Source organism: uncultured Oribacterium sp., assembly GCF_902481605.1.
GTDB lineage: Bacteria > Bacillota > Clostridia > Lachnospirales > Lachnospiraceae > Oribacterium > Oribacterium sinus.
Window position 1 is genome coordinate 41,855 of the sequence record NZ_CABSXI010000005.1, and the last position, 24,576, is coordinate 66,430.

Annotated in this window: 20 protein-coding genes, 2 tRNA genes and 1 rRNA gene; all 23 read left to right on the plus strand. The window is 44.9% G+C overall.

All coding sequences use genetic code 11. From position 1 onward, the window contains the following. The first annotated feature begins 124 nt into the window (after nucleotides 1-124). On the plus strand, nucleotides 125-1,495 hold the full coding sequence (gene murD / locus RDQ32_RS01935) for a UDP-N-acetylmuramoyl-L-alanine--D-glutamate ligase (protein WP_308578921.1): 1,371 nt from the start codon (nucleotides 125-127) through the stop codon (nucleotides 1,493-1,495). A gap of 123 nt (nucleotides 1,496-1,618) precedes the next feature. Beyond that, a complete protein-coding gene (locus RDQ32_RS01940; protein WP_304069603.1) occupies nucleotides 1,619-2,767 on the plus strand; it encodes an FtsW/RodA/SpoVE family cell cycle protein in 1,149 nt (382 codons plus the stop codon). Nucleotides 2,768-2,877: 110 nt separating this feature from the next. Next, entirely contained in the window at nucleotides 2,878-3,600 is a 723-nt protein-coding gene (locus RDQ32_RS01945) for a cell division protein FtsQ/DivIB (protein WP_304069601.1), read from the plus strand. Between the two features lie 164 nt (nucleotides 3,601-3,764). Then, a complete protein-coding gene (ftsZ, locus tag RDQ32_RS01950) occupies nucleotides 3,765-5,036 on the plus strand; it encodes a cell division protein FtsZ (protein ID WP_308578922.1) in 1,272 nt (423 codons plus the stop codon). A gap of 228 nt (nucleotides 5,037-5,264) precedes the next feature. Continuing rightward, nucleotides 5,265-6,857, plus strand: coding sequence for a peptide chain release factor 3 (locus RDQ32_RS01955; protein WP_308578923.1), 1,593 nt, complete (start codon nucleotides 5,265-5,267; stop codon nucleotides 6,855-6,857). A gap of 167 nt (nucleotides 6,858-7,024) precedes the next feature. Beyond that, entirely contained in the window at nucleotides 7,025-8,410 is a 1,386-nt protein-coding gene (locus RDQ32_RS01960) for a Sapep family Mn(2+)-dependent dipeptidase (RefSeq protein ID WP_308578924.1), read from the plus strand. 35 nt (nucleotides 8,411-8,445) lie between these two features. Next, the gene (locus tag RDQ32_RS01965; protein ID WP_308578925.1) at nucleotides 8,446-9,549 is read left to right on the plus strand and encodes an ATP-binding cassette domain-containing protein; all 1,104 of its coding nucleotides are present in this window, start codon (nucleotides 8,446-8,448) and stop codon (nucleotides 9,547-9,549) included. Nucleotides 9,550-9,551: 2 nt separating this feature from the next. Beyond that, nucleotides 9,552-10,220: a methionine ABC transporter permease gene (locus RDQ32_RS01970; protein WP_308578938.1), complete on the plus strand. Its 669-nt coding sequence runs from the start codon at nucleotides 9,552-9,554 to the stop codon at nucleotides 10,218-10,220. 228 nt (nucleotides 10,221-10,448) lie between these two features. After that, the gene (locus tag RDQ32_RS01975; protein WP_308578927.1) at nucleotides 10,449-11,360 is read left to right on the plus strand and encodes a MetQ/NlpA family ABC transporter substrate-binding protein; all 912 of its coding nucleotides are present in this window, start codon (nucleotides 10,449-10,451) and stop codon (nucleotides 11,358-11,360) included. Nucleotides 11,361-11,457: 97 nt separating this feature from the next. Continuing rightward, entirely contained in the window at nucleotides 11,458-12,852 is a 1,395-nt protein-coding gene (locus RDQ32_RS01980) for a hypothetical protein (RefSeq protein WP_308578928.1), read from the plus strand. 9 nt (nucleotides 12,853-12,861) lie between these two features. Further along, on the plus strand, nucleotides 12,862-13,347 hold the full coding sequence (nrdR, locus tag RDQ32_RS01985) for a transcriptional regulator NrdR (RefSeq protein WP_007157908.1): 486 nt from the start codon (nucleotides 12,862-12,864) through the stop codon (nucleotides 13,345-13,347). After that, entirely contained in the window at nucleotides 13,337-13,876 is a 540-nt protein-coding gene (locus tag RDQ32_RS01990; RefSeq protein WP_308578929.1) for a YqeG family HAD IIIA-type phosphatase, read from the plus strand. Before nrdR ends, RDQ32_RS01990 begins: the two co-directional genes overlap by 11 nt. Before the next feature lie 106 nt (nucleotides 13,877-13,982). Continuing rightward, nucleotides 13,983-15,347: a type I 3-dehydroquinate dehydratase gene (gene aroD / locus RDQ32_RS01995; RefSeq protein ID WP_308578931.1), complete on the plus strand. Its 1,365-nt coding sequence runs from the start codon at nucleotides 13,983-13,985 to the stop codon at nucleotides 15,345-15,347. 111 nt (nucleotides 15,348-15,458) lie between these two features. After that, nucleotides 15,459-16,106 carry a TlpA disulfide reductase family protein gene (locus RDQ32_RS02000; protein ID WP_308578932.1) on the plus strand — a complete coding sequence of 216 codons (648 nt, stop codon included), beginning with the start codon at nucleotides 15,459-15,461 and terminating at the stop codon, nucleotides 16,104-16,106. A gap of 171 nt (nucleotides 16,107-16,277) precedes the next feature. Next, a tRNA-Val gene (locus tag RDQ32_RS02005) sits at nucleotides 16,278-16,350 on the plus strand. A 9-nt stretch (nucleotides 16,351-16,359) separates the two neighbouring features. Further along, nucleotides 16,360-16,433, plus strand: a tRNA-Met gene (locus tag RDQ32_RS02010). Between the two features lie 102 nt (nucleotides 16,434-16,535). Next, nucleotides 16,536-17,618 (plus strand): 6-phosphofructokinase, encoded by a 1,083-nt coding sequence (locus RDQ32_RS02015; protein WP_007158338.1) that lies wholly within the window; start codon nucleotides 16,536-16,538, stop codon nucleotides 17,616-17,618. 98 nt (nucleotides 17,619-17,716) lie between these two features. Further along, complete coding sequence (gene dnaX / locus RDQ32_RS02020; protein ID WP_007158337.1) at nucleotides 17,717-19,297, plus strand: DNA polymerase III subunit gamma/tau; 1,581 nt, start codon at nucleotides 17,717-17,719, stop codon at nucleotides 19,295-19,297. Between the two features lie 139 nt (nucleotides 19,298-19,436). Then, nucleotides 19,437-19,778, plus strand: coding sequence for a YbaB/EbfC family nucleoid-associated protein (locus RDQ32_RS02025; protein ID WP_007158336.1), 342 nt, complete (start codon nucleotides 19,437-19,439; stop codon nucleotides 19,776-19,778). Continuing rightward, nucleotides 19,778-20,374 (plus strand): recombination mediator RecR, encoded by a 597-nt coding sequence (gene recR / locus RDQ32_RS02030; RefSeq protein ID WP_007158335.1) that lies wholly within the window; start codon nucleotides 19,778-19,780, stop codon nucleotides 20,372-20,374. The genes RDQ32_RS02025 and recR overlap by 1 nt, the downstream gene beginning before the upstream one ends. A 17-nt stretch (nucleotides 20,375-20,391) precedes the next feature. Further along, nucleotides 20,392-22,500: a hypothetical protein gene (locus RDQ32_RS02035; protein WP_308578934.1), complete on the plus strand. Its 2,109-nt coding sequence runs from the start codon at nucleotides 20,392-20,394 to the stop codon at nucleotides 22,498-22,500. A 3-nt stretch (nucleotides 22,501-22,503) separates the two neighbouring features. After that, nucleotides 22,504-23,175 carry a CvpA family protein gene (locus tag RDQ32_RS02040; protein WP_007158333.1) on the plus strand — a complete coding sequence of 224 codons (672 nt, stop codon included), beginning with the start codon at nucleotides 22,504-22,506 and terminating at the stop codon, nucleotides 23,173-23,175. Between the two features lie 455 nt (nucleotides 23,176-23,630). Continuing rightward, nucleotides 23,631-24,576 (plus strand): 16S ribosomal RNA (locus RDQ32_RS02045); the annotation flags it as partial.

Genomic DNA, 24,576 nt, shown 5'->3' on the forward strand with positions numbered 1-24,576 from the left:
AGAGCGGAAAAAGCGCAAGAAAAATTTAGGGAAATAAATTTGCAGGCCTAAAGGGGAGAAGATAGGGCTTTGCAGAACTTACAAGCACAGGGAAAGGGATTTCAAAGAGGTTAAAGGGACGAAGATGGACAAGCAGAAAATTTTGGTTTTGGGAACAGGACGGAGCGGTGTTGCGGCGGCAAAGCAGATTCTTGCTATGGGGGGCGAAGTGATTTTCTTCGATAAAAACCCCAAGGTTGAGGATAGAGCCTTGCTGAGCCAGTTTAAAAAGAAGGACAAGGTAAGCCTGATTAAGGGCAAGCTCTTGGCCTCTGATTTGTTGCATATTAACGCCTCTGTCATCAGTCCCGGAATCCCCTTAGATGAGCCTTATGTGAAAATGCTTTCCACCGCCCAAATCCCTATTATCGGAGAAATTGAACTGGCCTACCAATCCAGCAAGGGAAAGCTTTGTGCGGTAACGGGAACCAACGGAAAGACCACCACAGTAAGTCTTATCGGGGAGATTTTGAAAAGCGAATACAGTGATACCCATGTGGTAGGCAACATCGGAAATCCCTTTACGGCAGAGGCTCTGGAGACAGAAGAGCAGTCTGCTACCGTTTGTGAGGTCAGTTCCTTTCAGTTGGAAACCATTGTGGATTTTCGCCCGGATGTTTCCGCTATTACCAATATTACCCCGGATCACCTGGATCGACACAAGACCATGAAAAACTATATCGCGGTGAAGGAATCCATTGCGGAGAATCAGGAAGAGGAAGACAGTATCGTTTTAAACTATATGGATCCGGAGCTTCGAAAGTTCGGAAAGAAAAGAAGCTTAAAGCCGAAGGTTTTATGGTTTTCCTCCGAGGAAGAGCCTAAGGATACCAAGGAAAAGGAGTCTCTTTTCCTGAGAGGAGATACCTTCTATTATAAGAAGGCGGATAAGGAGGAGAAGCTTTTCACCACCAAGGAGGTGCATCTGCTGGGAAAGCATAACTATGAAAATATTCTCTGCGCTGTGGGAGTAGGCCTAAAAATGGGCGTACCCATGGACAAGATTATCAAGGTTTGCAAGAAGTTCAAACCTGTGGAGCATAGGATTGAATTTGTTCGGGAACGTTCCGGCGTAAAATATTACAACGATTCCAAGGGTACCAATGTGGATGCGGCAATCCAAGCCCTTAGAGCAATGCCGGGCCCGGTGGTTTTAATCGGGGGCGGATATGATAAGCATGTGGACTTTGACCCATGGGTGAAGGAGTTTAAAGGAAGAGTAAAGTACCTGGTTTTGATTGGAGAAACCAGAAATCAGATTGCGGAAACCGCTAAGAAAAACGGCTTCCAGAATGTGATGTTTGCCGAGGATATGGATGAGGCGGTAAAGGATTGCGCGGCCTATGCGGATCCCGGAGATTACGTGCTTTTGAGCCCGGCTTGTGCCTCCTGGGGCATGTTTAAGGACTATGAGGAAAGAGGCAGAATCTTTAAGGACTGCGTGAAGAACCTTTAAGGACTGCGTGAAGAATTTTTAAGGACTGCGAGAAGAAGCCGTAAAGACTGCGTGAAGAAGCTGTAAAGACTGCATAAAGAAGCTGTAAAGACTGCATGAAGAATCTGTAAGAGGAGGAAATCAGTGGCTGGAAAAAGAAGGCTAAAACGATTTTATGATATTTCCCTGGTGGTAATGGTCTTTTCCATTACCCTTTTTGGGCTGCTGATGCTGTATTCCGCCTCTTCCTATACGGCGGAAAGAGATAATTTGGGAGAGATGTTTTACCTGAAACGACAGGCCTTATTTGCCGGATTTGGATTTCTGGTCATGCTTTTTACCTCCCGATTTATTGACTACCATATCTTTGCCAAATTAAATCTGGTGATTTATGCCATTGCCGCTGTGGCGGTAATTGTCACCAGCCTTATCGGTGTGGCATCCCACGGATCCAACCGCTGGATTGTCATTTTCGGTGTACGTTTCCAGCCTTCAGAGCTGATGAAACCTGCCATTATTATTCTCTTTGCCACGCTTTTAACCCATAAGGGAAGGAAGCTGGACGGTTTCGTCCCTATGTTAAAAGCGGCGGCCTGGGCGCTGGTTCCGGCAGCAATCATTGCTTATACCAATCTGTCCACCGCTATGATTGTAGCGGGAATTGCGGCATTTATGCTCTTTGTAGCGGTAAAAAGCTATAAGTATCATTTGATGCTCTTGGGAGGAGGAATAGCGGCGTATCTTGGCGCCTATCCTCTTTCTTTGCTGTTGCAAAAAATGAAGGTGCTACACGGCTATCAGATTACCAGAATTTTAGCCTGGAAGGATCCTTCTTCCTATGAAGATGAAACCTTCCAAACCTTGCAGGGGCTTTATGCCATCGGTTCCGGAGGCATTTTCGGAAGGGGACTGGGAGAGAGTATTCAGAAGTTTATAATGCCCGAGTCCCAGAATGATATGATTTTTACCATTATTTGCGAAGAGCTGGGCTTTGTGGGAGGCCTTGGCGTGATGCTGGTTTATGCACTTATTCTTTTTCGTCTCTATGAGATTGCAAAAAATGCCAAAGACCTTTTCGGTTCTTTGCTGGTTATCGGCGTAATGTCCCACATTGCTTTGCAGGCAATTTTAAACATTGCGGTAGCGACAAACTCCATTCCCAACACCGGAATTACCCTCCCCTTTATCAGCTACGGAGGAACCTCCCTTGTGATTTTACTGGCGGAAATCGGAATCTGCCTGAATGTTTCCTATCAGACTACTTTGGATGAGTCGATTTCTTCCGAAAAATAAGAATAGGGAAATCAGCGTTTTTTCGGAAACTTAAGAAATAATCAGCGTTTGCCGATGTATACTATAGAAGTAAGGAAGCTTTGGGAGTGATAAGGGAAGATGAACAGAAAATGAACAGAAGAAAAGAACAGAAACAATTAATACATTATGGACTGATTCTTTTTTTTCTTTTACTACTTTTGCTGATAGTCAGTATTCGCATTTCGGATGTGAAGATTTTGGGGAATAAGCAGTACAGCGAAAAAGAAATTAAGGCATTGCTCTTTCAGGATGAATGGGATGAGAAATCCGCCTATGCCTTTTTTAAAGAAAAGTTTCGTCCCCACAAAAGCCTTCCTTTTATTGAACGGTATGAAATGCGCTGGAAGAATCCTTGGAGCGTGGAAGTTATTATCTATGAAAAAAATATGGTGGGCTATGTGCAATACATGTCCAGCAACTTTTATTTTGACGGAGACGGGGTAGTGGTGGAATCCACCAGGAAAAAAGCCCCCGGAATTCCGGAGGTAAAGGGCCTGAAATTTTCCTCTGTGAGTCTTTACAAGGCTCTTCCGGTGGAAAATAAGGGAGTGTTTCAGGATATTTTGAATCTCAGTGCTTCCCTGCAACAGGAAAAAATCAGCTGTGATTATATTGAATATAGCGGAACTCAGGCCATTATTCATGTGGGGGGGATTCGGGTTCTCCTTGGTGGAAATGAGGACATGGAGCAGAAGGTCATGAGTTTAAAGGACATTCTGCCGGCTCTTTCAGGAAGGAAAGGAACCCTGGATTTAAGTGAGTTTAAAGGCAGAAAAGAAAAGGAAGCCTATATCTTTCGAGAAAATAAATAAACTTGTAGGAAGAATTGAACTTGCACTTTCTTTGAAATCTGTGTATCATCCTTAAGGAAAGTCTTTACAAAATGCCGAAAATTCTTATAATGATATAGTTAGGATTAATGTGGAGAAGAGTCCGTTCCTAAAAGGAAAAAAGTCATAGATTGAAGGAGGAAGATATGCTGGAAATTAAGCTTCCCGAGTCCGAAGCGGCTGCGAAAATAATTGTTGTGGGAGTTGGTGGTGCCGGAAATAATGCGGTGAATCGCATGGTGGACGAGGGCATTGCCGGAGTAGAATTTATAGGGGTGAATACAGATAAGCAGGCTTTACAGTCCAGTAAGGCTTCTACAGCTATGACCATTGGTGAGAAATTAACTAAGGGACTGGGATGTGGAGGAAAGCCTGAAATCGGTACCAAGGCCGCTGAGGAAAGTGCAGAGGACATTACCGCTGCATTACAGGGCGCAGACATGGTTTTCGTTACCTGCGGAATGGGTGGCGGAACCGGAACCGGTGCGGCTCCTATTATTGCCAGAATTGCGAAGGATATGGGTATTCTTACCGTTGGTGTTGTAACCAAGCCCTTCCGCTTTGAAGCTAAGCAGCGTATGAAGAATGCCATGGAAGGTATTGATGCCTTAAAGAATGCAGTAGATACCTTGATTGTAATTCCCAACGATCGTTTGTTGGAGATTGTAGAGAAGAAGACATCTCTTCCGGATGCTTTGAAGAAGGCTGACGAAGTATTACAGCAGTCCGTACAGGGAATTACCGACTTGATTAATGTACCGGGACTGATTAACTTGGACTTTGCAGACGTTTCTGCTGTTATGAAGGATAAGGGAATTGCCCATGTAGGTATCGGTAAGGCCAAGGGAGATGACAAGGCTATCGAGGCTGTAAAGATTGCGATTTCTTCTCCGCTATTGGAGAGCACCATCGAGGGCGCTACCGATGTTATCATCAACATTTCCGGAGACATCAGTCTCATCGAGGCAAATGATGCGGCTTCCTATGTAGAAGAGCTGGTAGGCGAGAATGCCAACATTATCTTCGGTGCTATGTATGATGAGGATAGTCAGGATGAGGTATCCATTACCGTTATTGCTACCGGTATTAAGGAGAGAACCAAGACTGTAGAAACTGTCAGAACGGTAAATACACAGGCTCCACAGATTACTCCTTCCGTTGCCAACAATACCGGAGCAGGAAGCAATGCTACTCCCGGACTTCCTTCTTTCCTTAGCAATCAAAGACCTGTTGCTCCCGGACTTTCTCAGAGACCGGAAGTACCTGTAGAGAACACGCAGGCTAATCTTGGGGGATATGCAAGCACTCCGCAAGTCAATCTTTCCAGACCTGTAGAGACTCCGGAAAGCCCAAGCAGCAGAGTTAGAACAGGAAGAGAAAACAACATCGATCTTCCGGATTTCCTTCGGAGAAGATAAAAGCGGAAAGTAGGCTATGTCCCTTGGGCATAGCCTTTTTTATCGTAATAGGAGGAATCTAAGGATTCCTTGGATTTAGAGAGACAAAAGACAAAAGACAAAAGACAAAAGACTAAAAGACAAAAGACAAAAGACAAAAGACTAAAAGACAAAAGACAAAAGACTAAAAGACAAAAGACAGGTTAGTTAGGCTTGAAGTAAGCGTTTGTAAATATAAATAGGAGAACCATGGCGAATTTAAGAGAAGAAATTGAAAAAAGAAGAACCTTTGCGATTATTTCCCACCCGGACGCAGGAAAGACCACCCTTACAGAGAAGTTTCTTCTCTATGGAGGTGCCATCAACTTGGCAGGAACGGTAAAGGGAAGAAAGTCCGCAAAGCATGCGGTTTCCGACTGGATGGAGATTGAGAAGGAAAGAGGAATTTCCGTAACCTCTTCCGTACTTCAGTTTAATTATGACGGAAAATGCATTAACATTCTGGACACCCCGGGACACCAGGACTTCTCGGAGGATACCTATAGAACCCTGATGGCGGCAGACAGTGCGGTGATGGTCATTGACGGAGCAAAGGGTGTGGAGCCCCAGACCATTAAGCTCTTTAAAGTCTGTGTTATGCGACATATCCCTATTTTTACCTTCATCAATAAGTTTGATAGAGAGGCCAGAGACCCTTATGCCCTTTTGGATGAAATTGAAGAGGTGCTGGGAATTCGTACCTGCCCTATTAACTGGCCCATCGGCTGCGGCCATAACTTTAAGGGCGTGTATGACAGAGAAACCGAGCAGGTCAGCCTTTTCCACAGTAATGCGGGAGGAAAGAAGGCGGTAGAAAAGGAAGTTTTTGAGTATAACGATCCGGAGCTTCCCAATCATATTTCTCAGGAGTACTTTGAAAAGCTGCAGGAAGATTTGGAACTTTTGGATGGCGCTGCAGATGCCTTTGATGAAAATAGAGTGGATGCGGGAGAACTTACTCCGGTATTCTTCGGTTCTGCCTTAACCAACTTTGGTGTGGAGACCTTCCTACAGCATTTCTTGGCGATGACCAAGTCTCCCCTTCCCAGAAAGTCCGACCATGGCATGATTGATCCGGTGGAAGAGGCATTTTCCGCCTTTGTCTTTAAAATTCAGGCCAATATGGACCCAAAGCACCGTGATAGAGTAGCTTTTATGCGGATCTGCTCCGGAGAATTTGATGCGGGAATGGAAGTAAACCATATTCAGGGAGGCAGAAAGGTGAAGCTTTCCCAGCCTACCCAGATGATGGCAGACGAGCGAAAAATCGTGGATAAGGCCTATGGAGGAGACATTATCGGTGTTTTTGATCCGGGAATCTTTTCTATCGGAGATACTCTGGAGCTTTCCAACAAAAAGTTTGTCTATGAGGGAATTCCTACCTTCGCTCCGGAGCATTTTGCCAGAGTACGACAGATTGATACCATGAAGAGAAAGCAGTTCCTAAAGGGGGTTTCTCAGATTGCGCAGGAAGGTGCAATTCAGATTTTTCAGGAGTATAACAGCGGTATGGAGGAGATTATTGTGGGTGTTGTAGGATCCCTGCAATTTGAAGTATTAACTTACCGTCTGAAAAACGAGTATAATGTAGAGGTGCGATTGGAAATGCTTCCCTACGAACATATTCGCTGGATTGAAAATTATACGGAAATAGATGTTTCCGCTATTTCCGGAACCTCTGATATGAAGCTGGTAAAGGACTTAAAGGATAGACCCCTATTGCTTTTCGCCCATCCCTGGTCCATCGGTATGGTTTTGGATAGAAATGAAAATCTAAAGCTCAGCGAGTTCTCCAGAAACTAAAAAATGGAAGAAAAACAATAATAAGTGAACAAGCCTTAAGACATGAGGCATAATATAGGAAAATAAACCTAAGGGCATAAATGGATACTATAGGCCATTAAAGTCTAAGGGCATAAAGGTATAAGTAACGGCATACATGGTTTAAGCACAAAGAAAGGAAGGACCTTATGGAAAAGAGTATCAAAACTTGGTTGGCAGAGCATGAGGAGGAATTCGTTAAGGACTTAGGCAGACTGATTGCCATCGATTCCGTGCAGGGAGAGACAAAGCCGGGAGCCCCCTTCGGAGAAGGCCCCAAGAAGGCTTTAGAGGAGGCATTGTCCCTTTGCGAAGGCTATGGTTTCTCCGTAAACAATATGGAAAACTATGTGGGAACAGCGGATTTGGATGCAAAGCTTCCCAGAAGTCTGGATATCTTGGCACACTTGGATGTGGTTCCTGCAGGAGAAGGTTGGGAGGTTACCGAGCCCTTTAAAATGCTGGAAAAGGATGGAATTGTCTACGGACGTGGCGTCAGTGACGATAAGGGACCGATGCTTGCGGGACTTTATGCTATGCGTGCGGTAAAGGAGCTTGGCTACCCCCTGAAGAAGGGAATTCGTATGATTATGGGAACCAATGAAGAGACCGGCTCCAAGGATTTGGAGTATTACTATGCTCGGGAGAAGGCGGGAGAGATGAGCTTTACTCCGGATGCGGAGTTCCCCATCATTAACGTGGAAAAGGGACAGTTCAGAGGAACAATTTTCAAGAAAAGAGGGAAGGAGGAGAGCAGTCTTCTTTCCTTAAAGGCGGGAATTGCGGTAAATGCGGTACCGCAGAAAGCTGTACTTGTTTTCTCTGCATTAGGAGAAGAGGAGTTCCAAGCTGCAAAGCAGGCGGTGGAAGAGCAGTGTCAGGTAAAGATCAGTAAAAACGGCAATGAGGTTACGGTAATCGGAACCTCCGCCCATGCGGCAACTCCCTACCTTGGAAAAAATGCAGGTCTTGCAGCGGTGATTTTTGCCACAAAGCTTTCCTCTATCGGAGCAGAGCTGAAGCAGGATTTAGAGCATCTTTTGGAACTTTTCCCTTATGGAAAGACCGACGGCTCCGGCTTGGGCATTAAGATGGAGGATAAGGAAAGTAAGGATTTAACCTGTACCTTGGATATCTATGCCATTGACGGAGAAGAGCTTCGTTTTACCTATGATTCCCGTGTACCTATCTGTGCGACAGAAGAGAATTGCGTGAATACTGCAAGAAAAAATGTAGAAGCAAAGGGCTTCCAATTTGAAACCAAGGGAATGATTCCTCCCCACTATGTACCCTCCGATTCCCCCTTTGTACAGAATCTTCTCTCTGTTTACGAGAAGGTGACCGGATTAAAGGGAGAGTGCCTGGCAATCGGTGGCGGTACCTATGTGCATGATGTGGAAAATGGCGTAGCCTTCGGAGCGGTTCTTCCGGATGTGGATACCAGAATGCACGGGGCTGATGAGTGGATTAAGGTAAAGGATCTGCTTTTGGCGGCAGAAATTTACGGAGAGGCAATTTTGGCGCTTTGCCAATAATCCGGCGAAGCACCGGGATATTTATGGAAGATAAAATGACAGAAGCGATTGTGAAAAACGAGACTCTTCCGAAAGAGAACTATACAGCAAACGGTTCCGGGGAAGAGTTGAAGAATGAAAATATTATAGAAATCAAGGGGCTTGGCAAGACCTTTAAAACCGACGGTGAGGACTTTGTGGCATTGGATCAGATTGATTTGTCCATTCGAAGAGGAAGCATTCAGGGCATCATCGGTCTTTCCGGTGCCGGAAAATCCACCTTGGTTCGTTGTATCAACTACTTGGAAAAGCCCAGTAGTGGACAGATTTATTTCCAAGGGCAGAGCCTGGGCTCCATGAAGCAAAGGGAAATTCTTGCCATGCGGCAGAACATGGGCATGATTTTCCAGCAGTTTAATCTTCTTGAGCAGAGAAATTTGTTGAAAAATGTCAGTTACCCCCTGGAAATTTCTCATAAGGGCGGTCTTATTTCCTACGTTAAGAAAAGGAAGGCAAGACTGGAGAGGGCGAAGGAGCTTTTGGCGATGGTGGGTTTAGAGGGAAGGGAGTACAGTCACCCTTCCCAGCTTTCCGGAGGACAGAAGCAAAGAGTAGCCATCGCCAGAGCCTTGGCGACAAAACCGGAGGTCTTGCTCTGTGATGAGGCGACCTCTGCCCTGGATCCTAAAACTACAGAGCAGATTCTGGAATTGCTGAAGAAGATCAATCGGGAGATGGGGGTGACCATTATTTTGATTACCCACCAGATGTCCGTGATTGAAGCCATTTGTGATGAGGTGGCCATTATCGATCACAGCCGGATTGCGGAAGCAGGCCCGGTGAAGGAGGTTTTCCGTTCCCCTAAGTCGGAAATCGGAAGAAAGCTGATTTTGGGAGAGGGAGAGAAGGAAACTCGATTCGGTACCGGAAAGCGCATTCGTTTGGTTTTTGACGGACGTTCCGCCCATGAGCCTGTGATTTCGGAAATGATTCTTTCCGCCAAAGCACCGGTGAATATTCTCTTTGCCAATACCAAAGATGTGGATAATATTGCCATGGGGCAGATGATTATAGAGCTGCCGGAGAATCCGGAGGATGAATTCCAGATTCTCAGCTTCCTAAAGGAAAGAGGAATTCTGTATGAGGAGGTGCATTCATGAGCATGAGTTTAAAGGAGCTTTTGGCACTTTTTTCCAAGGAGACATTGGCAACCTTATATATGGTAAGTATTTCCACTTTGATTTCCTATGCCATCGGTATCCCCTTGGGGGTGATTTTGGTGGTAACGGAGGAGGGCAGTATTGCACCGAATAAGATTATTCATGGGATTCTCGGATTTTTCACTAACATTTTCCGGACCATCCCCTTCCTGATTCTTTTGGTGATGGTGCTTCCCATCACTAAGGCTTTGGTGCATACGACGCTGGGACCTAAGGCGATTATTCCGCCTCTGGTAATTGCTTCCGCACCCTATATAGCCAGAATGGTGGAATCTTCCTTGAAAGAAGTGGACAGCGGAGTGATTGAAGCGGCGAAATCCATGGGCTCCGACAACTTTCAGATTATTTTTAAGGTCTTGCTTCCGGAGGCCAGACCCAGTCTCTATGTGGGAGCGGCAATTTGTATGACCTCTATCCTTTCTTATTCCGCTATGGCGGGCTTTGTAGGGGGCGGCGGTTTGGGAGCCATTGCCTTAAACTATGGTTACTATCGTTACCAGACGGATATGATGCTGATTGCAGTGGTGGTGCTGGTGGTTATTGTTCAGCTGGTACAGGAATTCTGGATGAGACTGGCGAAGTACAGCGATAAAAGAGGAAAGTTGAATTAAGAAATTTAGACCATTTAGCGGTCTTTGGAAAAGCCGGGATAGAGGATTTAGGAAAATTTTATAAAATTGAATTAAATTCAGAGTTCTTGCTTTTTTCTATTTTTTCTTATACCATATGAGAGTTGAAAAGGACTTTTCAACAGGGAGCACACCCAAGGAATAGAGTAGAAGAACATTTTCCTATGGGAAGGAAAGGATTCTCCCTAAAGGGAGAGAAAGAGGAGTTTTATGAAAAAGAAAATTGGCGTGCTTGTGGCATCCCTTGCTTTGGCCTTTGGGCTTGTAGCATGTGGAGGACAGAAGGCAGAAACTAAGGCGGAGAGTGAGAAGCAGACCGAGGCGGCTTCTGAAAAGGCTTCCGAGAAGGCCGGAGAAACAGAGAAAGCTACAGAGAAGGCTGAAGCGGGAGAGACCGTAAAGATTAAAATCGGTGCTACACCCAGCCCCCATGCAGAGATTTTAGAGGCTGCAAAGGATGCTTTAAAGAAGAAGGGCGTGGAAATCGAAATCGTTACCTACAACGACTATGTACAGCCAAACCTGGCTACAGATCAGGGAGAAATCGATGCCAACTACTTCCAGCATCTTCCTTACTTAGAGGAGTTTAATAAGGAAAAGAATACCAAGGTTGTTTCCTTAGGAAAGGTTCACTATGAGCCATTCGGAATCTATGCAGGACAGTCCAAGGATTTAAAGGAGCTTAAGGACGGCGCTAAGATTGCAGTTCCCAACGATACCACCAATGAGGCAAGAGCATTATTACTGCTTCAGGACAACGGTATCATCAAATTAAAGGATGGGGCAGGTCTTACCGCAACCAAGCAGGATGTGGTAGAGAATCCTCACAACATCGAGTTATATGAGGTAGAGGCTGCACAGATTCCTCGTTCTTTGGATTCCGTAGACTTTGCTTGTATGAACGGAAACTTTGCACTTCAGGCAAACCTTAAGCCATCTGATGCTTTAGTTGTGGAGAAGGCTGATTCCGAGGCTGCTCAGACTTACGCAAACATCGTTGCCGTAGCAGAGAAGAATAAGGATGCAGAGTGGGCAAAGACTCTTGTGGAAGTATTACAGTCCAAGGAAATTCAGGACTTTATCAACAAGAAGTATGATGGCGGAGTAGTACCTATTCAATAAAAACAAAGTGAACATGGGACTGTGAAAAAGCGGAAAGGGGAATCCCGACTTCCCTTTTTCATAGTCCCATTTTGATTATCAGAAGGGATTTTTGTATATGAAAAATAAAGACATGAGAAGGGTGGCAAGAAAATTTTGGAGGGAAAATTGGTTTACGATTTTTCTTTCCTATATAGCAGGATTATTGGGCTTCGTTCTTTTGACCATGCTCTTTTCTTCTCTCCTTAACCCTTTCATCCTCTTTACCGGAGATTTTTCTTTGGGAGAGCTAAGGAGAGGAATCGGTCTAAGCCTTACGGGAATCCTTTTTGCTTTATATGTTTTTGTGTGTATTTTTTACTTTATTGTATTGGGATTCTCTTTTCGAAAAATGTTGCTGGAGATGTCCAGGGGAGAAAAGAAGGTGAATGCCGCTATGATTTTTTACGGCTTTCATCCTAATTCCTTCCCTCTGTTGGGAAGAATGCTGGGCTTTAGTATCTTGGCTTTTCTCTTTTCCACGGTGATTTCCTTAGGGCAGGAAGTGATAGATTACTTCTTGGGAGAAGGACTCATTTACTGGTCTTATTACGGAGTAAGCTTAGCGGTTTTAATCTTCTTCTCCCTTTTCTTCGATATGACCTTCTTTACCGTCTGGGATGGAGAGGGAAATAGCCTTTGGCAGAATATGAAAAAAAGTGTTGCGGTAATGAAGGGCCAGAAGTTCTCTTATTTCCGTCAAATGCTATATTTTTCTTTGGTAACTTCCGTTGCCGGATTTATTGCGGTAATGTGGTCCTTTATTCTAAAATCTCCGGCTTTACCCATTTTTGTGTTGTTTTTGTATTTATCCATTTATCTGCTTCCTTACATGGGCTTTGTGCAGGCTTTAATTTATCGAAAGGGAGCAGGGGATTTTTCAACGATAAGCGCTACGAACAGAGACATCTATCAGAGAAATGAAGAACCTATGGTTTCCGAACAGCAGTCCTCAACGGTTGAAGCAGCTCCTACAGAACAGTCCGCAACAGTCGAAGCAGCTCCTACAGAACAGTCCGTAACATTTGAAGGAGCTCCTACAGAACAGTCCGCAACAGCCGAAGTGGCTCCTACAGAACAGTCCGCAACAGTCGAAGGAGCTCCTACAGAACAGTCCGCAACAGTCGAAGGAGCTTCTACAGAACAGCCCGCAACAGTCGAAGGAGCTTCTACAAAACAGCCTAGTGAAAATGAAGGAGGATTTTCTGTGGTAATCTCCGAGGACCAGGAAGAACGAAACTTGATTGGAACGTCGGAGACTGCCGGGGAAGGAATGGAAGCCGGCGGGGTGGAGCAAGATACCGCTGCCGCAGGAACGGAAGCCACTGAGGCGAAACAGGAGACTGCCATCGAAAATAAGCCTGAAAGCGATGGGGAAAGCAAGCCGGAAGCCGATGCAGAAGGCAAGCAGGATCCCAATCATAAAATGAGTTTTGAAGAAGCCAGAAGACAGTATACCGACTATGAGAAATAAGGAGGAAGTATGAAGTGCCCCTTTTGTAACGCGGAGGATACCCGAGTCATTGACTCCCGTCCGGCTGATGATAATACGGCCATCCGCAGAAGAAGACAATGTGAGGTTTGCGGAAAGCGTTTTACCACCTTTGAGAAGACGGAAACCCTTCCCTTTATGGTGGTGAAAAAGGACGAAAGTCGTGTGCCCTATGACCGTTCCAAGCTGGAAGGGGGAATTCTTCGTTCCTGCCATAAGCGCCCCATTTCTCCTAAGCAAATCTCCGCCTTGGTGGATGAGATTGAAAGTGTGATTTTTCATCAGGAAAGTAAGGAAGTCAGCACCGATACCATCGGGGAAATGGTGATGGAAAGGCTGAAAAACCTGGATCAGGTGGCCTATGTGCGTTTTGCTTCTGTCTACAGAGAATTTAAAGATATCAACACCTTTATGGAGGAAATCGGAAAGCTTCTCGGAGGAGGCTTAAAGACGGAGGGAAAAGAACTTGAAAAATAAGACATTTGCACTATTTCCCCGTTTTTCCATTTCTTCCATCTACACCTTAGACTTTGAAAAGCTGTATCAAAAGGGCTATCGAGCATTGCTTTTTGACATTGATAATACTTTGGTGCTGCATGATGAGCCTGCCAGAGAAGAAACGGTGGCCCTGTTTCATCGGATGCAGGCTGCCGGTTTTAAAACCGCGGTGCTTTCCAATAACGGAGTAGAAAGAGTGGGGGCATTTCAAGACAGGGTCCATGCGGATTTGGTTATTCCCAATGCGGGAAAGCCTAAAGCAAAGGCGTATTTACAGGCAGTGGAGCAGTTTGGGATAGCAAAGGAGCAGGCGCTCTTTTTCGGTGATCAGCTGTTTACGGATATCTTGGGCGGAAATCGTGCGGAAGTACCTACTGTACTGGTAAAGCCTATGGGGAAGGAAAAGTATTTTCATATTCTTCTCAAAAGAATTTTGGAAAAACCCTTTCTTTTAGCTTATCAGAGAAATCATGCTCTTTTTCAAGAAGAAATTACTGCAGTAGTATAGCTGAAGGGGAAAAGTTTCCATACAAAAAAGCGTACATACAAAGAAGCATAGACACAGAAAAAATACAGATATGGGACGTTCACAGCGGAAAAGGAGAAGAGGGAAAATGGGAATGATTGTACCTTTAACAGGGGATTCTGAAAAGGATTTTCTAAGGGATGCCAAGGCATTAGCCCTGCATCCCCTGTATCCGTTTCTTTACGGGGTGGAAATTCGCTATGACTGTCTGAAAAAGCGTGAGGAGAAGTTAGGAAACTTTCTGGGAGAGCTTCGGAGAATTTTAGGAGACAAGAAGCTGATTTTCACCATTCGTACAGAGCGTCAGGGTGGTTTCTTTCCCTATGATAAATCTTATTTCCAACTGAATATGATGGCCATGGAAAGCGGCTATCCGGATTATATCGATTTAGAGGTGGAGCTGGACGGTAAAGGACGGCAGGCTTTTTTAGACTGCCATGCCATGATTTTGCAGCTGGGAGGAAAATGCATTGCCTCCTACCATGATTTTCAAAAGACCCCCAGCCGGGGAGAATGTAGAGAGATTCTCAGCGCTCTGGCTTCCTATGGAACGGACACGGTGAAACTGGCCTGTATGCCAAGACAGGAAGCGGATGTTTTGAATCTTATGCTGGCCTCCCGGGAATGGAAGGATAAGCATCCGGAAAGAAACTTAATCAGTATGTCTATGGGAGAAATGGGAAAGAGCTCCCGAGTGCTGGGTAGCCTTTCCGGCTCCAAACATAGCTTTGTGCAAGCCTTTTCCGCCTCCGCTCCCGGCCAGTTCGGTATGGAAGAATACATGAAGCTTTGGCGGAAAATGGAGGGAAGAAAAATCATTGCCCTGATTGGTTTTATGGGAAGCGGAAAAACAACCTTAGGGGAGATGCTTTCCCAAAAGCTTTCCCTTCCTTTGGTGGAGCTGGACAGAAGACTGGAAGAAAGCTTTTCCATGCGGATTTCCCAGTATTTTAAGCAATATGGGGAAGAACGTTTTCGGAGAGCGGAAACAAGACTTTTACAGGAAGTGCTGACGGAGGAAAATAAGCTGTCTCAAGACTTGCAGGAAGCTTTTCCTGCAGACTCTCCGATAAGAGAGGAAGAGAAAATTCTCTATGAAGGACAGGCGGAAATGATTCTATCCCCGGGAGGCGGAATTGTACTTCGGGAGGAAAATCGTAAGCTTTTACAGGAGCATTGCTTTACCGTTTACCTGCAGCTCTCTCCCAAGGCGGTACTGGAAAGACTGGAAAAGGAAGCGGAGAATCGACCGGTATTACAAAACAAGCTGGATCTTCATTCTATAAGAAAGATTATGGAAGAGCGGGAGAGCCGCTATCAAGCCTGTGCCGATGCGGTGCTTTCCGTGGAAGGGAAGACTGTGGAGCAGTGTCAGGAGGAAGTGCTGAAGCTATTAAGGGAAGACGGCCTTTTTTATTTTCCTGAATTCTGTCAAAAAACGAAGGAAATCTAAAGGAAGAAGAAAGAAAATAAAAGATTTTAATCCTTTAGAGAAATGCTGGGATTTATAAAGGAAATATGCTATTCTTGCAAAGAATTATTATTTTCAACAAAAGGAGAGATTATGAAACGGAAAAAATTAGTTCTTGCTTTGGCGATTTTAAGCAGTTTGGCTCTTGCGGCTTGTGGCAATAGCGGAAAGACAGAAACCAAGGTTTCTGCAGAAACAGAGGCAACAACAGAGAAGGCTACAGAAAAAGCTGCGGAGAAAGCATCCGAGAAAGCAAGTGAAGCGGCGGGAGAGCAGAAGGCAAGCAATTTTTCCGTATCCGATAAGAGTTTGGAATTTACCACGGAGAATTTAGCTTTGGAGTCTGTGGACAGTTCTATTTTCGGGGAGAAGGATTTAACCGTTCTGAATGTATGGGGAACCTTCTGCGGGCCTTGTATTCAAGAGATGCCGGAGCTTGGAGAGTGGCAGAGAAGTCTTCCGGACAATGTACAGATTATCGGCTTGGTGGCTGATGTGGCCGGAAAAGAGGATGCGGATCATATTGAGCTGGCAAATACCATCTTGGATAAGACCAATGCGCACTTTACCAATATTATCCCCAACAATGATTTTGCGGAATTACTCTCCGGTGTAGTTGGTGTTCCCACCACTTTCTTTATCAATAAGGAAGGTAAGATTGTAGGAAAGCCTATTGTGGGAGCCCAGGTTCCTAAGTATAAGGCTTTTGTGGAGGAGTATTTGAAAACGCTGGCATCCTAAAGGAGAGCTTTTCGCAAAAAATATCAGCGAACTATTTGCAAAACTCTTTCGTGAATTTTTCGCAAATTTTCAGGGTCATTTTCATAGAAAAATTTTTCCTTTAGAAAGATTTTATTATTGACAAAGGGCTTTGTATTTAGTAATATGAACAGGTCGCAAAAAACGCGACAGGGGGTCTTAGCTCAGCTGGGAGAGCATCTGCCTTACAAGCAGAGGGTCACAGGTTCGAGCCCTGTAGGCCCCATTTGATTATCGCGGGATGGAGCAGTCTGGTAGCTCGTCGGGCTCATAACCCGAAGGTCGTTGGTTCAAATCCATCTCCCGCAACGAAAGAGACTTTTAAAGTCTCTTTTTTTTATTGCTTTTCCGTATACTTTGTTCTATTGTAGAAAAGCAAGATTACTGCCGTAGTAAGTAAAGGGGGTAAGGATGAGAGTAGGAATATTAACCAGTGGAGGAGACTGTCAGGCTTTAAATGCAACCATGCGCGGTGTAGGAAAAAGCCTATATAACTTATTGGGAGACGTGGAAATCTATGGTTTCCTGGATGGTTACAAAGGTTTGATTTATGATGAATATCGTAAGATGGAGCGTTCCGATTTCTCCGGAATTTTGACGGAAGGCGGAACCATTCTGGGAACCAGTAGAACACCCTTCAAACAGATTCGGGAACCGGATGCCAATGGTTTGGACAAAGTTGAGGCGATGAAGCATACTTATAGAAAGCTTCGCCTGGATTGTCTTGTGGTTTTAGGAGGTAACGGTTCTTTAAAAACAGCTAATCTTTTGTCGGAAGAAGGATTGAATGTTATCGGCTGTCCTAAAACCATTGATAATGATCTCTACGGTACGGATATGACCTTCGGTTTTTATTCTGCCGTTCAAGTAGCTACCAATGCCATTGACTGTATTCATACTACAGCTGCCAGCCATGGTAGGGTATTTATTGTAGAGATTATGGGACATAAGGTAGGACTGCTTACCCTTTATGCCGGACTTGCCGGTGGCGCCGACATTATTTTGGTTCCTGAGATTCCCTATGATATCAATGCGGTTTGTAAGAAAATAGCGGAGCGTCACGCAAGTGGTTCTCGTTTCTCTATTGTAGCTATAGCAGAGGGGGCTATTTCCAAGGACGAATCTAAGCTGACCAAGAAGGAATTAAAGAAGAAGCTGGCGGAGGATAGGAAGAATCATCCTTCCGTAGCCTATAAGCTGGCGAAGGAAATAGAAGAAAAAACCGGTGCCGAGGTCAGAGTAACCGTTCCCGGACACACCCAGAGAGGTGGACAGCCGGTTCCCTATGATCGTGTTTTTGCTACAAGAATCGGTGCGGAAGCTGCCAGAATGATTAAGAAGGAAAAATACGGCGTGATGCTTTCTTTAAAGAATAATGAAATCACAACGGTTCCTTTGGCAGATATTGCCGGTAAATTAAAAACTGTGGATCCGGATTCCGGAATTGTGAAAGAAGCCAAGATGCTGGGGATTTCTTTTGGAGATGAAGAATAGCCGAAGATGAAGTTTTGTATAGAGCTTATTTAAAAAGAACTTGATGAACTTAGGCGCCAATTTTATCTGTTTTAACGATATAGAAGGGATAAGAAGAATTGTCATATACCGCTTTATACAGAAAATGGAGATCTCGGGATTTCGATGATTTGGTTGGACAGGATGCCATCACTCGTTCCTTTAAGAATCAGGTAAGTCATGATCGTATTGGTCATGCTTACCTTTTTTGTGGTACCAGAGGTACGGGTAAAACCTCCATGGCGAAAATTTTGGCAAGGGCTGTAAATTGCTTAAACCCTAAGGATGGAAATCCCTGTAATGAGTGTGCAAACTGTAAGGCGATTTTGTCCAATACCAGTATTAACGTATATGAAATGGACGCAGCCAGTAACAATAAGGTGGATGATATCCGCTTAATTCGGGAACAGGTGGAGTATCCACCTGTAGGCATGCGCTATAAGGTATATATCATCGACGAGGTGCATATGCTGACAGAGTCGGCCCATAATGCCTTTTTGAAAACGCTGGAGGAGCCGCCGGAATACGCCATATTTATCTTGGCTACTACGGAGCCAAATGCTCTACCCATAACCATTCTTTCCCGCTGTCAGCGTTATGATTTTCGTAGAATTCCTGCAGACATTATTGCGGACAGGTTGAGACACATTGTGGAAGAAGAGCATATTGCCATTGAAGAGGAGGCTATTCATTATATTGCCCGGATGGGAGATGGCTCCATGCGTGATGCGGTGAGCCTTTTGGACCAGTGTGCCAGCTATGATTTTCAGCGAGAAATTAGCTATGAAGATACTTTGAAAATATTGGGAGCGGTGGATACCGCAGCATTTTCCCAAATGATTGCTTCCCTTCGAGAGAAAGACATAGCAAAAGCCATGACCTTAGTTTCCGAAGTTTTGGAGCAGGGAAAGGAGCTTAGCCAATATACTTCTGATTTACTAAACTATTATCGTAATATTATGCTGGCAAAAACCGTAGAGAAGATTGACGGTTTGATGGATTTGTCCGCAGAAAATAAAAAACAGCTTCTTTCCGATGGGGAAAGCCTTTCCATGGAAGAAATATTACGAGGTATCCGTTTACTGACAGAGCTTTTACAGCAGTATCGTTTTGCCAGACAGAAGCGGGTTTTACTGGAAAGTACCTTGGTAAAGCTGGCTCATCCGGAAATGGAAGGAAAGACGGACGCCCTTTTACAGAGGCTAAGAGAGCTGGAAGAGAAGATGGAGAAGGGAAGCTTTCTTCCTGTAGAAAGGACAGCATTTTCCAAGGAGGAAAATGGAGATGTACCGGAGGCCATGGAAAAGGAAGTTGTCCTTCCGAAAGCCCAGTATGAGGACTATATGCTTTTAAAGAAGGACTGGGATATTATCAAAAACTATTTTGATTCGCCCACGGTGAAACAGGCCTTGGCGAAATCCAGAGTTTATCCGGCAAAGGATAAGAAATCCATGGTCATTGCACCGAGCCTGGGCATGCTTTCCAATGTACTTACTAATATGGAACTCCTGGAAATCGGAAAGGTGATTTCTGCAAAATATCAAAAGGAATTTCATTTTGTTTTGGGAAAGGTGGAAACGGAAGAACGCAGTACCAAATATGTTTCCGATGAAGATTTAAATAAAATTTCCATGACGATTGAGATTAGCGATCAGGAATAAATCAAGGCCTGGATTCGCTAAAAAAAAAAGGATAAAAATCTCACACTGTAAGGGAATTATAAGATTTCGCATAGATTTATTCTTGGGATTCATGGTAAAATAGTATAAGTTATGCTTAATTTAAAATTAAGGAGGAGCTATGGCAAAGCATGGTGGATTTGGCGGGGGAATGCCCGGCATGAATATGAATAATCTGATGAAGCAGTATCAGAAGATGCAGAAGAAGCTGGAAGAAACCCAGGAGGAGCTGGCAAAAAAGGAATACCTTGCTCAGGCCGGAGGCGGTGCCGTTAAGGTCGTGCTGAACGGGGAGAGAAAGGTCTTAAGTGTCAGCCTGAATAAGGATGCCGTAGATCCGGAAGATGTGGAAACTTTGGAAGAAATGATTGTTCTGGCAATGAACCAGGCCCTTTCCGACATTGAAAAGGAATCCAATCAGGAAATGGGCAAGCTTACCGGCGGAATGGGGTTAGGATTTTAATGGAGTATTTTTCCAAGGATATGGACCGTCTGGTGCAGGAGCTTTCCAGGCTTCCGGGCATAGGTCCGAAGTCCGCACAAAGATTAGCCTACTTTCTGATTAACGGAGAGAAAGAACAGGCCTACGCTTTGGCCGACAGCATCAAAAAGGCCAGAGACAGTATTCGCTACTGCAAATGCTGTTGTACCTTAACGGATGGGGAGCTTTGCCCGGTATGCAGTAGTGCGGAAAGAAACCATAAACAGATTATGGTGGTGGAAAACCCGAGGGATATGTCCGCCTATGAACGAGTAGGCAAATATCAGGGGGTTTATCATGTTCTCCACGGGGCGATTTCCCCTTTGCTTGGTATCGGACCGGAGGACATCCGTTTGAAGGAGCTGATGGTTCGTTTGCAGGGAGAGGTGGAAGAGGTGATTATTGCCACCAACTCTTCTTTGGAAGGAGAAACCACCGCAAGCTATATCACAAAGCTGATTAAACCTTTAGGAGTGCCCTTAAGCCGTATTGCTTCCGGGGTCCCTGTAGGGGGAGATATAGAAAATATTGATGAAATAACACTTCTTAGAGCATTGGACGGAAGAGTCAGTTTATAGGAAGTGGAAGGGGTATTATGGACAAGTACGAGTTTAGTATCAAGGCAGAACAGATTAAAAAGTTAAGCAGTCAGGGAGATTACAAGACTGCTATGCAGATTGCGGATACCATTGACTGGAATAGGGTGCGTAATGCAAACCTTCTTTCTTCTATTGCGGATATTTATGAGTACAACGGAGAGTACGAAGAGGCTAAGGATATTCTGCTGATGGCCTTTGAGAGAGCACCGGTGGGAAAGCGTTTTCTTTATAAGCTTTCAGAGCTGTCCTTACGTTCCGGCTCTATCGAAGAGGCTATTGAATTTTACAAGGAATTCCTGGATGTCAGTCCTGAGGATCCCAGAAAATACCTGCTTCGCTATAAGATTTTGAAGGCAAAGGGAGCTATGGCCTCCCAGCTGGTAGGACCTTTGGAGCAGTTTACTGAAACCGAGCTGGATGAGAAGTGGCTTTATGAGTTGGCAAAGCTTTATGGTGAAGCCGGAAGAGAAGAGGATTGCATCGCCCTTTGTGATAAGATGATTCTTCTTTTCGGTATGGGAAAATATGTGGATAAGGCCCAGGATTTAAAGCTTCAGTATCGTCCCTTTGAAGAAGATACAAGAAGAGCACTCCGAAAGGAAAGCTTTGCCCTTCCGGAGGAAGAACCTGCTTTTGAAGAGAAGAATTCCGGACAGGCTGTATATGAGGAAAAGCCTTCCATTAGAGAGCTTCCGGAAGAAGCTTCCCGAGTATTAGCACCGAAGGAAGTAAGCAGAGAAGAGATTCAAAGAGAAAAAGAAAAGCAGGCGGAGAACAGTGCGTTAAGTAAGTCGGAAGAAAAAACGGAGCAGGAAAAGGAATCGGAAACAGAAGAATTTTCCAAGGAGGAGACTGTAGGAGCTTCCGATCAAACTTCCGATAATATGTCCCCGGAAGATTCCAAAGAAGCATCCAAAAAATATTCCGAGGACAGCTCCGAGGAGAAGGCCGAAGGAAAGGAAGCGGCACAGGAGGAAACTCCGGCAGCAACCGATAAGAAGGAAGAGTCTATCCCCACCTACCACATGATTATTGAAGCGGACACTCTGGAAGAAGGCTTCAAGATTGCGGTAGAGGAAATCAAGTATTTCCATCAGGAATACAATCTTGCGTTTAAGGTAGCGAAAACCAATGCGGACAAGCTTAATGAAAAGGGCTTCGCTCCATTTGCGGAGAAGCTGAAGGAAAGAGATTTAATTATTGAAGAAGCCGGAAAACTGAAGTACTCCGTTGTGGATGAAATCGAAAGATACATTCAAAATCCAAAGGACGCTTCTTCTATTATATTGGTGGATGTGTACGATCATTTTGATCGTATGGCTGAGGATAGACCCAGATTTATCGACTACTTCGACATCGTTTCCAACAAGGAAGAGCCGGAGGAAGAAGAGGATAACGATCTGGAAGACGTGGATCTTGAGGCTTCCGTAGAGGAGCCGGAGAAGGAAGAGGCGGAAGAGACTATCGAAGAAGAGTATGTTCCCCATAAGCCTTCCATTTTCGACAGACCGGCGCGTCCCTATACCGAGGTTTTGGAGGAAGAAGCCCGGAAGGAAGAAGCTAAGGAAAAGCAGGAAGCTCCATCAGCAATCCGTGAGGAAGTTGATTCTCGGGACTTCGAAGATGCAGAGCCCGAGGATGAGTATTATGATGATGAAAATGAAGACTACGACGAGGAAATAGAAGAGGAAGCTGTTGAGGATGCTCCTCCAGTAAGAGAAGAGAGAAGAGAAGCTCCAATCAGGGAAGAGGAAGAAGACTTATCCGCTATTTCCGATGCGTTGGAAAAGCATTCTCCTCTTGGTCAAAAGGAAAAGAAAAATGCGGGAATGAGCATAGACGAGTTTGCGGAATATGCGATTTCCTATGCCGACAGCATTGACTGTGCCATCACGGAAAAGGGAATCACCGCTCTCTATGAGAGAATACAGCTTATGGAAGAGGATGGAATTATTCTGAATAAGCAAAGTGCGGAGGACCTGGTGGAGGAAGCTGCAGACCAGGCGGAGAAACCCGGTCTTGGCAAGAAGTTAAGTTCTTTCCTTCGTCCAAAGTACAATAAGGACGATAAGTTGATTTTACGAGAAGAACATTTTATGGGGTAAAATATGGGAATGAGTGAAATGGGAGTAGGCTTAGTCCTACTCCTTTCCCTTAGTGCTATGGTATGGCATGGCTACAAGAAGGGATTATTAAAAAAAATATTTGCGATGACCTCCCTGCTTCTCTCCATTGCTATGGCAAAGCTGCTTATGCCGGTGGCACAGCAGGAGCTTGCCAAGAATGAAGAGTTGCAGAAGCTGGTGCAAAATATTGCAGGCTTTTTCTTTCCGATTCAGAGGGAGGGAGCGCAGCTTTCCGATGTGATAGGCAGCAATCCTACACCGGACAAGTCTATGGAAAACATTGATTTGTTCTATCAGTTTATCGGTCTGGAACAATGGAAGGCCAATCTTTCGGAGAAAATCTTCCAGCTGGTTTATAGCGTGATTTTCTTTGTAATCTTATATCTTATTCTTCGGATTCTTTTGAAAATTGGCTTTCAAATTTTGGAGTATCTCTTTAAATTGCCGGGACTTAAGCTGGTAAACCGGATCTCCGGAGCGGCGTTATCAGCGGTGGAATGGGTATTTTGGCTTTGGTTCGCCTTGATTCTTCTCAGTATTCTGCCTAACTTCCCCCTAAAGGATACGATTTTGGAAGGCTTTTCCCGACCGGGAAGTATTCCCTATATTTTGAAGGAAAGCAATCTGTTTACAAGAATCTTTTTTATGAATTAACAGAAGGAAAAACAAGATATAGAAGCTTTTAAACCAAGATATAGTTGTTTCCTGAGAATGGAAAAAAATTCTAAAAAAAAGGCAAAAAATTGCTTGACAGTCCCATAAACGGGTGTTAAGATACACAAGCTGTCGCAAAAAACAAGACAGCAAAAAGCAGAAAGAAAGCAAGGAAAATCAAGGCTTTAGCCAAGATGAACCGGAAAACTTTTTGCAAAACAGGACCTTGAAAATCAAAGATCGAATAATACACAGACCCTGAAGATTCTTGAAAAGAAGTTCTTCTAAGAAGAACGAAAAGCCGGAATTCCGGCAGAGAAAATTCAGAAGCACAGAAATGTGCAGCGAAAACAAACTTTAACAGTAAAAAGGAAAAACAAGCTAAGCGCGTTTTGACTTGGACTGAACTTAAACCGCTCGGAAGAGCGGATAATGCTTTTTGCAAGAAAAGCACTTTTTATGAGAGTTCGATCCTGGCTCAGGATGAACGCTGGCGGCGTGCCTAACACATGCAAGTCGAACGAGATGCGTATTGGAAAGCTTCGGCCGGAAGATACGTTATCTAGTGGCGGACGGGTGAGTAACACGTGGGTAACCTGCCTTATGGAGGGGGATAACAGAGAGAAATCACTGCTAATACCGCATAAGCACACAGTACCGCATGGTACAGGGTGAAAAGATTTATCGCCATAAGATGGACCCGCGTCTGATTAGCCAGTTGGCAGGGTAAAAGCCTACCAAAGCAACGATCAGTAGCCGATCTGAGAGGATGACCGGCCACATTGGGACTGAGACACGGCCCAAACTCCTACGGGAGGCAGCAGTGGGGAATATTGCACAATGGGGGAAACCCTGATGCAGCGACGCCGCGTGAGTGAAGAAGTATTTCGGTATGTAAAGCTCTATCAGCAGGGAAGAAAATGACGGTACCTGACTAAGAAGCCCCGGCTAACTACGTGCCAGCAGCCGCGGTAATACGTAGGGGGCAAGCGTTATCCGGATTTACTGGGTGTAAAGGGAGCGCAGACGGCGAAGCAAGTCTGAAGTGAAATGCATGGGCTCAACCCATGAATTGCTTTGGAAACTGTTTGGCTTGAGTGTCGGAGGGGTAAGCGGAATTCCTAGTGTAGCGGTGAAATGCGTAGATATTAGGAGGAACACCGGAGGCGAAGGCGGCTTACTGGACGACAACTGACGTTGAGGCTCGAAGGCGTGGGGAGCAAACAGGATTAGATACCCTGGTAGTCCACGCGGTAAACGATGAATACTAGGTGTTGGTGCCCGAAGGGCATCGGTGCCGTCGCAAACGCAATAAGTATTCCACCTGGGGAGTACGTTCGCAAGAATGAAACTCAAAGGAATTGACGGGGACCCGCACAAGCGGTGGAGCATGTGGTTTAA